A 12,843-nucleotide genomic window follows, 5' to 3' on the forward strand; every position below is an offset into this window, starting at 1 on the left:
CGATGGCGAAGAAGCGTGAACACTTCATCATCGACGGCTACAACGTCATCCATGCGCTGCCCGAGCTGGCCTCCTGCGCGGGCGACCTTGCAGAAGCGCGTGACCGCTTGCTTCACCTGCTCATGGAATACGGCGCTTACGAAAAATACGATATGACCGTCGTCTTTGACGCTCTCTTTGCAAGCGGCGAAGAGCACAGAGAACAGGTCGCGCCGCACTTCGAGGTCATCTACACGGGCGAAGGCGTGACGGCGGACAGCTGCATCGAGCGCCTTGCCTATGAATCCGTGCGCACCTCGCGCGAGGTGCACGTCGTGACCTCCGACGGCGCCGAGCAGTCGGCGATCCTCGGCGCAGGCGCCTATCGCATCTCATCGACGGAGCTTTGGCGGCGCGTGAAGAAGACGAAGAAAAAGATTGCCGACGAGTACTTGGGCGAAGTGACGCTGCCCCTTTCGCGCAACGAAGTCGGCTCGCGCATCGACAGCCGCACGGCGGCGAAGCTCGACGCTCTGCGAAAGCGAAGCCGCTGAAATGTACGGGAAAAGGCACGGACAAATGAGAAATATGCGCAGCAAAACGCGCTAAAGGCGGAAAAAGCCGCGCCGCGCTTGACGTTTCGGGCATCTGTGGAGTATAATCAAAGCAGTCGAGGGGAAGCCGAAGGATCGGCAGCCCCTCTGGGGGACATCGTTTTCTTCAGAAGTGGAAAACAACACGAATGGGGTCGATGCTATGGAAGCGGAAATGAGAGACAGCGGCAATGATACACGGTTTGAAGGATTTGACGGCCTGACGGATGAGGAAGTCATTTCCAGGATCAAGGAAAATTGCAGCAACATCGCTCTGGATTACTTGATCAACAAGTATCGCAACTTCGTTCGCGCGAAGGCGCGCTCCTACTTCCTCATCGGCGCTGACCGCGAGGACATCGTGCAGGAGGGCATGATCGGCCTTTACAAGGCGATTCGCGATTTCCGCAACGACCGCCTTTCGTCCTTTCGCGCGTTTGCTGAGCTCTGCGTGACGCGCCAGATCATCACGGCGATCAAGACGGCGACGCGCCAGAAGCACATCCCGCTGAATTCATACATATCGCTCAACAAGCCGATTTACGATGAGGATTCCGACCGCACGCTCCTTGATATTCTGCCGGGAGCACGCGTTTCGAATCCGGAGGAGCTCGTCATCAGTCAGGAAGAGTTCGTCGACATCGAGGAAAAGATGGAAGAGATCCTGAGCGATCTCGAATGGCGCGTGCTCATGAGCTACCTCGACGGCAAGTCGTATCAGGAGATCGCCGTCGACCTCGACCGCCATGTCAAGTCCATCGACAATGCGCTGCAGCGCGTGAAGCGCAAGCTGGAGCGCTACATGGAAAACCGCGGGGACGAGGTTGACATCACGACGGTCTACCGAGGTTTGAGCACGATCAATCATCGTATGCACGATGCCCTTGACGCCCAGATGCAGCGGAAATAGAGAGGGCAGCCGCTTTCAGCCAAGGCGCTTGGCATGGGAGCGGCTTTTTCACATGCAGGGGGAGGGCGCTCGGAAATTGGGCGGCAAGCGCCTCTTGACGGTGGGGTCGCGTGAGCTTTCCGATGAAAAAGCGTGCAGGAAAAGCAAGGGGAAAGGTGAAATGCATGGAAAAGCTGAAAAGAATACGCAAGCTCGATTGGTTCATCCTCGTCGTGGCCGTTTGGCTCATGGCCACGCTCGACTATGACAATTTGCAGACCATCGACATCGCCTATCTCGTTTCGATGGCGCTGTGGACCGTGTTCCTCGTCATGCGCGTCGTATTCGATCTGCCGCATGAGAAGAAGAGCGAGGTCGGCGAAGAGAAATGAGAAAGGCGGTTTTCTTCGACCTCGACGGCACGATCATCGATGTCACGCACAAGAGGCCGCTGCCCACTGAGGCGGTGCGCACGGCGATCCACCGTCTGCAGGAAGCGGGGCACTATGCCTTCGTTGCCACGGGGCGTCCGTACAGCTTCATCGAGCAGGGGCTGCTCGACCTCGGCTTCGACGGCTTCGTGCTCATGAACGGCGCCGTCGTCATGGTCGGCGGTGAAATCATCTTTCAGAAGCCTCTGCCACCGCCGCTCGTCTGCCGCATCGTGCGTCTGGCGCAGGAGAAGGGCTTGGACTTTTGCCAGGAGAGCGTGGACTTCACCTACATGGGCGCGGAATGCAAGGGGCTGGAAGCCTTCTTCAGGAGCTTCGACGTGCCGCTTGACTTCTTTCGCCGTGACTTTTCTTGGCGCGATGTTGTGACCTACAAGATGGAGTTTTATGCTGCAGAGCGCACGTCCTTTGCGGACTTCCTGCAGCTTCCGGGCGTCACGGGTCTCGTCGATGCGGCGCACGGCAGGAACTTCGAGCTGTATTCCGCGCACGAATCGAAGGGCACGGGCATCCTTCATGCACTCGAATACATCGGCGTTCCCGTGGAAGAAAGCTACGCTTTCGGCGACGGCGAGAACGACATTGAGATGATGCAGACCGTCGCGCACGCCCTCGTCATGGGGAACGCCAACGAGAGTCTGCTGCCCCATGCTGAGACTGTCGTGCCCACGGTGCTGGAAGACGGTGCGGCGTGGGGAATCGAACACTGCATCTTGCAGAACGATTGAAGTGTGACAGCTTAGATGAACGATAGGAGAAACCTTATGAAGAAAATGCTGGGTATGCTCGCCGCACTCGTTTTTGCCTGCACGCTGCTGGCAGGCTGCATGGGAGCGCCGAACGCGGCGCAGGAAGCGGCGCAGGCGAAGGGCGGCGCTCTAAACGTCAAGGTGCTCGACGTCGGGCAGGGCGACGCTATCCTCATACGAACGGCAGATCAGACCATATTCATCGACACGGGCGACCTCGACGAACATCCGAAGCTCGAAGCGGCGCTCAAGAAAGAAAACATTAAGACGGTCGACAAGCTCATCATCACCCATCCCCATGCCGACCATCTGGGCGGCGCTTCCGTCCTCTTCAAGAACTGCGAAGTCAAGGCGGTCTATGATAACGGCGAGCCGACGACGACGAAGTTCTACCGCGACTACCTGAAGACCATCAAGTCGAAGAACATTCCCTACAAGGCGCTTGTCGACGGCGATGTGCTCGACTTTGGCGGCGGCGTTTCGTTTCACGTTCTGAGTCCGACGGCCGAGATGGTGAAGGAGGGGGGCAAGAAGAACGGCAAGCCGAACCTCAACATCAACTCGATTGTCGGCAGGCTCGAATACGGCGACTTCACGATGCTCTTCACGGGCGATGCAGAAAAGGAGACGGAGAACTCGACGCTCTCGCGCCACAGCGCGGCCGACCTCAAGAGCCTCGTCCTCAAGGCGCCGCACCACGGCAGCAAGACATCGTCGACGGCGGCATTTTTGAAGGCGACGGCGCCCGAGGTCGTCGCGATCTCCTGCGGCGCGGGCAACGATTACGGGCATCCGCACAAGGAAGTCCTCGAAAGATACAAGAAGTTCAACATCAAGGTCTATCGCACCGACCAAGGCGGCACGATTGCAGTAACCTCGGACGGCAAGACCTACAGCGTGAAGGAGGAAAAGTAAATGGCATTTGCCGTCATCGATCGCTTCGAGGAAGAAAAGGCGGTTCTCCTCGTGGGAGAGGAAGAGAAGAAGGTTGTCTTTCCCGCGGATGAACTGCCCGCAGGGCTTTCTGAGGGCGATTATATTCGCTGGGAGATTTCCTTTGACGAGGAGCGCACGAAGGCGGCGCGCGAAGAAGCGGAGGCGCTTTTGCAGAGTCTCAAGGGAGATTGAGAAGTGAGATGGAAACTCGGAGCTTGACGCTCTTATGAGATTGACGATAGGAGTGGTTTTTTTGTTCAAACGATTTTTTTTGTCCGTCAGCCTTTTCCTTATGGCGCTCATGCTCTTTGCCCCCGAGGCTTTCGCCGCGCGGGCGCTTGAACTCAATGACCTCCAGTATCAGGTGGTCGAGGAGGATGGACGCAGCGTGCTGCGCATCGAGATCGGCATGAGTCGTGCGGATGTTTCCTATACGGTTCAGAAAGATTCGGCGAAGCCCAAGCATCTGATCGTGGCCGTGCAGGATGCGAAACTCGGCGCCATGCGCACGGATGCGACGCTTGACGGCACACTCGGACGCTTCATGACGCTGCGCGAGGAGGGACGGCGCGGCGTGGAGATCATGGTTTCCTTCGCCTCGGAGGTGGAGGAGCAGAATTACGCCGTCTACACGCTGCCTGCCGATCGCAGCGCGAAGAAGCCGGATCGCCTTGTCATTGACGTGATGACGCCCGTCGCTGCTCCTGTGCCGGCTTTTGTTGCACCCGATGGCATCGAAGGCGTCGCCGGGCATACGATCGTGCTCGATCCCGGACACGGCGGCAGTGATTCGGGCGCGGTCGGCCCGAATGGCGTGCGTGAAAAGGATGTGGCTCTCCAGGTGGCGCAGAAGGTGCAGCGTCTCTTGGAAGGTGCAGGTGCGCACGTCGTGATGACGCGCACGACGGATCGCGACGTCTACGGTCCGAACGCTTCGAACGGAGAGGAACTGCAGGCGCGTGTCGATGTCGCCGAGCGCACGCCGGGAGCGGAGCTGTTCTTGAGCATCCACTGCAACGCTTTTTCCAGCCCGACGGCGAACGGCACGGAAACGTATTCGTACTATGGATCGATCGAGGGCGGCAGGCTCGCCGCCATCCTGCAGGAAGAGCTTCTTGCGGCGGGCGGCCTGCGGGATCGCGGTGCGAAGGAGGCAAACCTCTACGTGCTCAAGCATTCGAGCATGCCTGCCTCTCTTGTTGAGCTTGCTTTCATCTCGAATGAACGCGAAGAAGCTCTCTTGACCTCGGAGGATTTTCAAAACAAGATGGCATTTGCCATAGCGAAGGGGCTGAGCCGCTTCTTTGTGGGCGGATAAGCAAAAGAAAGGCGGTTTTTTAGAATGAAAATCATGAAATCCATGCTCGCGCTCCTCATGCTTCTGACGCTTCTCCTTGCTGTGGGCTGCGGCGCAGACGACAAATCCAAGGGTGCGGACACGCCGGCGGCGGACAAGCCGGCGGCGACGGACAAGAAGGACGCGGGGGCGAAGAACGGCTCGGCCAAGCCGGCAGAAAAGATCGGCATCAAGGTCTACTATCCCGACGACAACGGCATGAAGCTCGTAGCCGAGATGCGCACGGTCGAGACGACGCAGGACGGCAAGTACAAGGCGTCGATGGAATCCCTGCTCTCGGGCACGAAGGCGAAGGGCGTCATCACGATCATCCCCAAGAAGACGAAGCTCAAGAGCGTCGCAGTCAAGGACGGCATTGCGACCGTCGATTTCAGCGAAGACCTCGTCAAGAACTTTGCAGGAGGCTCGACGGGCGAAGAAATGCTCGTCGGATCCATCGTCAACACCCTGACCGAGTTCCCCGAGGTGAAGTCCGTGCAGATCCTCCTCGAAGGAAAGAAAGTCGACTCTCTGGCCGGTCATCTCGACACGTCGAAGCCACTCAAGCGCATGACAGAACTTCTGTGAAGGACTTATGATGCTTCCAAGACGAGGAGAAGTTTCCTTATGAAAAAGGGGCTGCCGCACTAATCTAAGTGTGACAGCCCCTTTTGTTTGCTGTAAGATGGTCATTTGTACCGCCGGTTGCTTCCATTTGGGCGATGGATTTTCGCAGCCGCTCCATATTAGCTTCGCTGTAAAAGGGGTCGGCGGATACTTCAAAAGGAATGCGCTGCTCTCGCGTGACTTTTGCAGCAAACATCGTGAAGGCGGATGCCATTGTCAGACCCATCGCATGGCATGTTTGCTCCATCTGCTCTTTCAAGACTGCATCCATAGAAAAATTTACAACTGCCTGTGCCATAGGATTCGCTCCTTCCTTTCTGAACATCTATCATATCATGTTTGCAACTTAAGAAACAACAAGAAATTTTCGATGAAATAAAGAAGAACAGCGGAAGATTGTTTTCTCAGCACAGGGAAGGGATGAGGAAATGAGCATGAGAATCGGAACTGTCGTGCGCGGGCGCGAGGCGAGCGCTTCTTTTGTATCTGCGCCATCCTCTGCCATGGCATTGAAGGGCAAGGAGAAGGAGAAGACGCAGCTCGGCGCGGCCGCTGAGGTGCTGATCAGCAGGAAAGCGCGCATCCTGCAGCTGACGGAAAAGGACGCGAAGGAGATCCTGCGAGACGAAAAGGATTTTGAGCCCCTGACAGCGCGCGACAGGATCGCCGATGTCGATAAAACGCGGCAGGGCGTCAAGGCGGAAAAGGAGCGCGTCGTTGCGATCAAGGAACTGCTCAAGGACGATACGCTGACGGATGATGAAAAGAAGGCGCTGAAAGAGGAGAAGGAAAAGCTCCTGTCGCATATCGTCGCGACTTCGTACGACGATCAGATCTCGATGATTTACGATTTGAAGAGGGAGCTGGAAAAGAAGGCCGCCGCGGCGCGCGAGGAGATCGAAAGCGACCGTCTGCGCGCACCTCTGCCGAAGGATGAGGACGAGGACTTTGACTGGTTTAATGCCAGTGCGGATGAGCTGAATGAACGGCTCAAAAAGGATTTTGAAAAAGCAATCGCTGCCATGAAAGGCGAGCGCGTCGCGGATCCTCTGGGGATCAGGGACAGGCTGCAGAGAGAGTTTGACGAGCTGGATGCCAGCGCCTCGAAACTCGATATATGGCTTAAGCATGTGCAGGATTTGGCGGAATGGTTGGAATGGAAGCTGCTGAAGTTCGGCGAGGTCGGACGCCAGGAGGCTTCAGATGAAGCCGTGCAGGAGATGAAGGAAGAGCAGAAAAAGCTCGAAGAAATCAATCAGATGAAGGAAGGGCTCCTGCCGCTGCCGCCCGAAAAGGCGCAGCCGGAAGAAGATGCCGACGCTGCGAAAGAAAAGGAAAAAAGCAAGGGCAAGGGCAATGCCGCCGTCCCGACGGCACCGCCCGCCGCCCGCGCCGCTGTCCGCACGGCCATCGCACGCTATATGGCGAAGCATTGAAGAAAAGAACTGCCGTTGGAAGCAGCGTTTGCACTTCCGACAGCAGTTCTTTTTTTCGGTGATATACGGTTTATATCTCGCTCTTTCCCACGGCGTCGAACGTGTCCGTGATGCTCTTTGCAGGCTCTTTGTCCAAGCGGCTCACGATGTAGATGGCGCATAGGGAGAAGATGAAGCCCGGGATGATCTCGTAGAGGCCGAAGAGAGCGAACTGCTTCCATACGAGGACGGTGACGCCGCCCGTGATGATGCCCGCGAGGATGCCGTTTCTCGTGGCGCGGCGCCAGAAGAGCGAGGCGAGCAATGCGGGGCCGAAGGCGGCGCCGAAGCCTGCCCATGCGTAGGCGACCATGTCGAGGATGAGGCTCTCGGGATTCATGGCAAGCGTCAGAGAGAGGGCGGCAATTGCGAGGACGGAGAGGCGGCTGACCCAGACGAGTTCGCCTTGGCTCGCGTTCTTATGAAGCAGCGAGCGGTAGAAATCCTGCGCGAAGGCTGAAGCTGCGACGAGAAGCTGCGCTGATGCCGTGCTCATGATGGCAGCGAGGACGGCGGAGAGGATGAGTCCAGCGATGAAGGGGTTGAAGATCGAATCCGTCATCACGAGGAAAACCGTCTCCGTTGCCGTGCCGAAGAGCGGCTCGGTAAGGTAGGCGCGTCCGACCATGCCGACGAGGACGGCAGCGGCGAGCGAGATGGCGACCCACGTCATGGCGATGTGCATGGCGCGTCCGAGTTCGGCGGATGAGCGGATTGCCATGAAGCGTACGAGGATGTGCGGCTGACCGAAGTAGCCGAGTCCCCAGCCCATGAGCGAGATGAACTCAATGAAACCGAGCGTCGAACCGTCAGGCTTCTGGAAAGGATTGAAGAACGACGGCTCCATCGTGTAGATGGCAGCGAGCGTCACGGACGGACCGCCGAGCAGGTAGGAGGCGGCGGCGGGCACGAGCAGGATGGCGAAGAACATCATGACGCCCTGGATGAAGTCTGTCCAGCAGACGGCGAGGAAGCCGCCCGCGAGCGTGTAGAAGACGACGACGAAAGCGCCGAGGAACAGCGCTTGTGTGTAGGGAAGCGCGAAGATCGTCTCGAAGAGCTTGCCGCCTGCGACGAAGCCCGACGATGTGTAGATGATGAAGAAGAGCAAGATGAAGACGGCGGGGATGATGCGCAGGAGGTTCGACTTGTCCTCGTAGCGATTCTGCAGAAAATCGGGCAGCGTCAGCGAATTGTTGGCAAGCTCCGTATATTTTCGAAGACGTGCGGCAACGAACTTCCAGTTCGCATAGGTGCCGAGCGCAAGCCCCAAGGCGATCCAGCCCGCATTGAGTCCCGCGATGTAGGCGAAGCCAGGCAGTCCCATGAGCATCCAGCCGCTCATGTCGGAGGCCTCGGCGCTCAAGGACGTGACCCACGCGCCGAGCTTGCGGTTGCCGAGAATGTAGTCCGCCATGGAGCGCGTGCGCCGATAGTAGTAGATGCCGATGAGCATCATGAGGCCGAGGTAGACGATGAATGCGATGATGATCGCCATGTTGTTTGTCAAGATAAGTCCCCCTAAAGGAAGTACGGATGAATTCTACGGATATACTTCCCTATTATAATGAATAAGAGGGAATTTGTCACGAAACACTTGAAATTTAAGTGTTTCGTGACAGTTGGTTTCACATTTGTCTACAGCTTGTCTACGGAATCACTTGCCTACAATCTCACCGAAGATGCGAGCCGTTTCCTGTTGCATTTCATCCCTTTTTACGGAAAGTTACGCTTTTACTTGACAAATAAAGTCAAGTGAAATGTCATAATCGGGTGAAAAGTAAAGCGGAGATGCCGTGATGCGATAAGGGCGTCTGCTGGATGCCTTTATTTTTCGCCTCTTTTTACGCCGATTCATACGCTTCTTCTTTGCGGTGAAGTATGCTATACTTGATGCGTTGCCACTTCATCCCGGCACGGGAAGGAGGTGCATGGAAGAATGGAAAATGTCACCACCACGTTCCTTATCTCCGTCGCGGCAGGGATAGTCAGCCACTACCTCTGCAGATGGCTTGACGAGAGAGCAAATGGCAACAAGCCTGAGCGTTAAGCCCTGCTCGCAATATGGGAATAGAAAAGCCCCCCAAGGCGCAAACTTGGGGGGCTTTTTGCATGTCGGAAATGGTATCACCACCACATTCCAGCCATCCATAGTATAGCATATCCAGTTGTCTGTATGCAAGCTAAACCCGTCGAAATCGAGGGGTTTAACCGTGTCGGATTCGATGGCGGTTGTCTCCTAAATCGGTGACTTTTTACGGCTCACATACGCCACAAGGTTTGTAGCCGTCTGCGATTGCTTCATCGCGTGAATCGTAGGGAACAAAGTGGGGCGCGTCGGGGTGTTTGATGGTGCGGCAGTCGGCGAAGTGGAATTTGCCGGATTTCGTGTTCGCGAGGTAGTCTGACGCGAGGGCGGGCGTGGCAATCGAGAGCGCCATGGTCGCGATGGTGGCGAGTGCGAATTTCTTGAGCATGGGATAGTCCTCCTTTGAGAGTTCGTTAAATAATTTTACGGGAAAAATAGCTCCTCTTCGCATATTGGCGATTTCACCGCTTCCCAACGCGATATGGTAGCCTCGCTCACACCGACTTTGTCGGCAACTTCTTTCATTGTAAGGCCTAAAGCCAACCTGTTCTCTCTAATAACATCTTTCACGTTCATAATAATAGCACCTCCCTATTATAATGAAAAGCGGCCCTTTATGCAACGAATCCCTTGCATAAAGGAACTTCTTCCTATATAATACCAATTGTAGAAGAGTGAGCGGATGGGAGGCGGCGAGGTGAAAAAATACGATGTCGCCATTGTGGGCGCGGGTCCGGCGGGCGTTTTCGCGGCGTATGAGCTGGCGGAGAAGAAGCCAGGCCTTTCCATCGTCGTCTTAGAGAGCGGCAACGACATATATCATCGCTGCTGTCCGATTGCGGCGGGCAAGGTCAAGAGCTGCATCGGCTGCAAGCCTTGCAGCATCATGCGCGGCTTCGGCGGCGCGGGCGCCTTTTCCGACGGCAAGTACAACTTCACGACGCAGTTCGGCGGCTGGCTCGGCGAGTACATCAGTTCCGCCGAGGTCATGCGTCTCATCGAATACGTCGATGCGATCAACATGCGCCACGGCGCTCCCGCGAAGGTGTTCAGCACGAAGGGAAGCCGCATCGGCAAGCTCGCCTTGGAGCATGATCTGCATCTTTTGGAAGCGAGCGTGCGCCACCTTGGCACGGAAAACAACTTGAAGATGCTCGAAAAAACGTATGAGTACATGAAGGATCGCGTCGAGTTCCGCTTCCATGAACCCGTCAGGAATATCCTTTCCGACGGCGAGGGAGAAAACGCCTTGGAACTGGAAAGCGGCGAGCGCATCGCCGCCGAGTATCTCGTCGTTGCGCCGGGACGCTCGGGCGCCGAATGGTTTTCCGAGGAGTGTCGGCGGCTGCGCGTCGAGCAGAAGAACAATCAGGTCGATGTCGGCGTGCGCGTCGAAGTGCCCGACGAGATCTTCGACCACATCACGTCGGAGGTCTATGAGGCGAAACTCGTCTATCGCACGAAGCGCTACGGCGATTCCGTGCGAACTTTCTGCATGAATCCGCACGGTCATGTCGTCATGGAGAATACGGGCGGCATCATGACGGTCAACGGTCACTCGTACAGCGATCCAAAAATGCAGAGCCGCAATACGAACTTTGCGCTCCTGGTGTCGAATCACTTCACGGAGCCGTTCAACGAGCCGCACAAGTACGGCAAGAGCATCGCGTCTTTTTCCAATATGCTCGGCGGCGGCATCATCATGCAGCGTTACGGCGATCTCGTCAAGGGCAGGCGCACGAACGCGCACCGCATGAGTCACAGCTTCATGGAGCCGACGCTTCATGCGACGCCCGGTGATCTCTCGCTGATCCTGCCCAAGCGCCATCTCGACAACATCATGGAGATGGTGCAGGCGCTCAACGCCGTTGCACCGGGCATGACGAATGACGACACGCTGCTCTACGGTGTCGAGGTCAAGTTCTACAGTTCGCGCATCGTGCTGTCCAATGAGCTGGAAACGCGCCTCAAGAACGTCTTTGCCGTCGGCGACGGCGCCGGCGTCACGCGCGGCCTTTCGCAGGCGGGTGCGAGCGGCGTGCACGTTGCCCGCGTCATACTCTCGCGCATGGGCGCAGGTTGAGAAAGTGCTTAATCTTTTAGTGACTTTGGCCGATAGGATAATATAAGGGAGTATGTTCTTTTTTTAGGCAATATCTTATTGGACGGAAAGAATAGGGTGAGCTTAGTGAATAAAATCAAGATCATGATTGTCGACGACTCGCGCGTCAGCCAGGCGATGCTTGAGGGCATCCTCAAGAAGGCGGGCTTCGAGGTCTGCGCCGTAGCGAGCAACGCTGCCGAGGCCGTTGAGAAATACAAGGAGACGCGTCCGGCCGCTGTGACGATGGACATGAACCTGCCCGATGCCAACGGCATTGAGACGAGCCGCCGCATCCTCGCCTTTGATCCTGACGCCACGATTGTCATGATCAGTGCGATGAAGGATGCGAGCCTCATGACGCAGGGGCGCGAGGCGGGCATCCACGCTTTCCTGCAGAAGCCTGTGAAGCCCAATGAGATCGTCGATATGCTGATCATCCTGTGCCAGAAGAAGGGGAGCGCCGTCACGATGCTGCGCGACTCTTATGTGGCGACGTTTGCGCAAGGGCTTCAGCGCAGTCTGTTCAGTCTTCTTGGCATGGAGAGCGAGATCGAGATTTCCGTCGATGAAAGCCCCTATCTGACGATCAAGGGCATCGCGGTCATCATCGGACTCACGGGTTCGCCCATGGGACGCGCCGTCGTCCACATGGATACTGATACCATGCGCCGCTTTGCTCTGCGCATGCTCGCGATGGATGAGCATGACGACATCGAGGAGGACGAGATCAACGATTCGGTCGAGGAGGCGGCGAACATCATCGTCGGCCGCGGCGTATCGAAGGTCAATGATATCTTCCGCGACAAGGAAATGCGCCTGACTCCGCCGGGGACGATCAGCGGCGCGAACATCCGCATTGCCAATCCGAAGCTCACCTCGTTCGAGGTCGTCGCGAAGACGGAGATCGGAAACATCTGCTTGAATCTTGGATTTGCGGAGGGGGAATAAAGAAAGATGGATGCAAAACTTGTCAACCCTTTTATTGACGCCTTCACCGCTGTCATGCCGCAGATCGGCTTCCCCGAGCCGAAGCGTGCCAAGGTCACGGTAAAGCAGAAGAATGCCGTGAGTCTCGGCGTTTCTGTCATCGTTGGCTTCACGAAGCAGATTCGCGGCAACGTCGTTTACAACATGACGGAGGACACGGCGAAATTCATCGCCTCCACGATGATGATGGGCATGCCCGTCGAGAACTTCGATGAGATGGCGCAGAGTGCGATTTCCGAGCTCAGCAACATGCTGACGGCGAACACGGCGACGCATATCGCAGGACTCGGCTTGGAGGTCGATATCTCCACGCCGTCGCTTTCCATCGGTGAGGACTTCCAGATCAAGATCAGCAGTGACGGCTACCTTGCCGTCGATATGGATCTCGGCGGTCATATCGTCGAGCTTGATATTTCTGTTGCGACGACTTGACGCCTGCCTTGCGTGAAAAAGGCAGCATTTTCATCCGGTGCCGCAGTTTCCCTCACGAGAGGGGATTGCGGCATCTGTTTTTTAGGGATAATGGTTCGCAGTGCAGGACGGAATGTGTTATAATGGGAAGGACTTTTTAAAGGGTGTACTGGATATAGCCTTGGTGCGCCATGATTTTGCATGACGCTTTGCGTC

16 protein-coding genes are annotated in these 12,843 nt (G+C 56.6%); 12 read left to right on the plus strand and 4 right to left on the minus strand.

Going from position 1 to position 12,843, the window contains the following annotated elements; genetic code table 11:
- The first annotated feature begins 2 nt into the window (after positions 1 to 2).
- From SELSP_RS03920 to SELSP_RS03955, 8 genes are all read left to right on the plus strand, one after another.
- A complete protein-coding gene (locus SELSP_RS03920; RefSeq protein ID WP_006192839.1) occupies positions 3 to 533 on the plus strand; it encodes an NYN domain-containing protein in 531 nt (176 codons plus the stop codon).
- Between the two features lie 202 nt (positions 534 to 735).
- Entirely contained in the window at positions 736 to 1,482 is a 747-nt protein-coding gene (sigH, locus tag SELSP_RS03925; protein ID WP_006192838.1) for an RNA polymerase sporulation sigma factor SigH, read from the plus strand.
- A gap of 164 nt (positions 1,483 to 1,646) precedes the next feature.
- Complete coding sequence (locus tag SELSP_RS03930; RefSeq protein WP_013740691.1) at positions 1,647 to 1,853, plus strand: hypothetical protein; 207 nt, start codon at positions 1,647 to 1,649, stop codon at positions 1,851 to 1,853.
- Positions 1,850 to 2,641, plus strand: coding sequence for an HAD family hydrolase (locus SELSP_RS03935; protein WP_006192835.1), 792 nt, complete (start codon positions 1,850 to 1,852; stop codon positions 2,639 to 2,641). Before SELSP_RS03930 ends, SELSP_RS03935 begins: the two co-directional genes overlap by 4 nt.
- A gap of 36 nt (positions 2,642 to 2,677) precedes the next feature.
- On the plus strand, positions 2,678 to 3,577 hold the full coding sequence (locus SELSP_RS03940) for a ComEC/Rec2 family competence protein (RefSeq protein WP_013740692.1): 900 nt from the start codon (positions 2,678 to 2,680) through the stop codon (positions 3,575 to 3,577).
- Entirely contained in the window at positions 3,578 to 3,790 is a 213-nt protein-coding gene (locus SELSP_RS03945; RefSeq protein ID WP_006192833.1) for a DUF3006 domain-containing protein, read from the plus strand.
- A 52-nt stretch (positions 3,791 to 3,842) separates the two neighbouring features.
- Positions 3,843 to 4,916: an N-acetylmuramoyl-L-alanine amidase family protein gene (locus tag SELSP_RS03950; RefSeq protein WP_233275194.1), complete on the plus strand. Its 1,074-nt coding sequence runs from the start codon at positions 3,843 to 3,845 to the stop codon at positions 4,914 to 4,916.
- A gap of 24 nt (positions 4,917 to 4,940) precedes the next feature.
- On the plus strand, positions 4,941 to 5,522 hold the full coding sequence (locus tag SELSP_RS03955) for a GerMN domain-containing protein (RefSeq protein ID WP_006192831.1): 582 nt from the start codon (positions 4,941 to 4,943) through the stop codon (positions 5,520 to 5,522).
- A gap of 64 nt (positions 5,523 to 5,586) precedes the next feature.
- Here the strand turns inward: SELSP_RS03955 and SELSP_RS03960 are convergent, their stop codons facing one another.
- Entirely contained in the window at positions 5,587 to 5,859 is a 273-nt protein-coding gene (locus tag SELSP_RS03960) for a type II toxin-antitoxin system RelB/DinJ family antitoxin (RefSeq protein WP_013740694.1), read from the minus strand.
- A gap of 130 nt (positions 5,860 to 5,989) precedes the next feature.
- Here SELSP_RS03960 and SELSP_RS03965 point away from each other — a divergent pair, with 130 nt between their 5' ends.
- Complete coding sequence (locus SELSP_RS03965; RefSeq protein WP_232362358.1) at positions 5,990 to 6,997, plus strand: hypothetical protein; 1,008 nt, start codon at positions 5,990 to 5,992, stop codon at positions 6,995 to 6,997.
- A 70-nt stretch (positions 6,998 to 7,067) separates the two neighbouring features.
- Here the strand turns inward: SELSP_RS03965 and putP are convergent, their stop codons facing one another.
- The 3 genes from putP to SELSP_RS03980 all read right to left on the minus strand — a co-directional run bounded on the left by putP (position 7,068) and on the right by SELSP_RS03980 (position 9,701).
- Entirely contained in the window at positions 7,068 to 8,546 is a 1,479-nt protein-coding gene (gene putP, locus SELSP_RS03970) for a sodium/proline symporter PutP (RefSeq protein ID WP_013740696.1), read from the minus strand.
- A 745-nt stretch (positions 8,547 to 9,291) separates the two neighbouring features.
- Positions 9,292 to 9,513, minus strand: coding sequence for an Ada metal-binding domain-containing protein (locus tag SELSP_RS03975; protein WP_006192824.1), 222 nt, complete (start codon positions 9,511 to 9,513; stop codon positions 9,292 to 9,294).
- A gap of 35 nt (positions 9,514 to 9,548) precedes the next feature.
- Complete coding sequence (locus SELSP_RS03980; protein ID WP_006192823.1) at positions 9,549 to 9,701, minus strand: helix-turn-helix transcriptional regulator; 153 nt, start codon at positions 9,699 to 9,701, stop codon at positions 9,549 to 9,551.
- Positions 9,702 to 9,807: 106 nt separating this feature from the next.
- Between SELSP_RS03980 and SELSP_RS03985 the strand changes: the two genes are divergently transcribed.
- The 3 genes from SELSP_RS03985 to SELSP_RS03995 all read left to right on the plus strand — a co-directional run bounded on the left by SELSP_RS03985 (position 9,808) and on the right by SELSP_RS03995 (position 12,648).
- Positions 9,808 to 11,208, plus strand: a complete 1,401-nt coding sequence (locus SELSP_RS03985; RefSeq protein ID WP_006192822.1) for an NAD(P)/FAD-dependent oxidoreductase — start codon at positions 9,808 to 9,810, stop codon at positions 11,206 to 11,208.
- Positions 11,209 to 11,313: 105 nt separating this feature from the next.
- On the plus strand, positions 11,314 to 12,177 hold the full coding sequence (locus tag SELSP_RS03990; RefSeq protein ID WP_037367673.1) for a response regulator: 864 nt from the start codon (positions 11,314 to 11,316) through the stop codon (positions 12,175 to 12,177).
- Between the two features lie 6 nt (positions 12,178 to 12,183).
- The gene (locus SELSP_RS03995; protein WP_006192820.1) at positions 12,184 to 12,648 is read left to right on the plus strand and encodes a chemotaxis protein CheX; all 465 of its coding nucleotides are present in this window, start codon (positions 12,184 to 12,186) and stop codon (positions 12,646 to 12,648) included.
- The last annotated feature ends 195 nt before the right edge of the window (positions 12,649 to 12,843 follow it).

Source organism: Selenomonas sputigena ATCC 35185 (assembly GCF_000208405.1).
GTDB classification, from domain to species: Bacteria; Bacillota; Negativicutes; order Selenomonadales; family Selenomonadaceae; genus Selenomonas; species Selenomonas sputigena.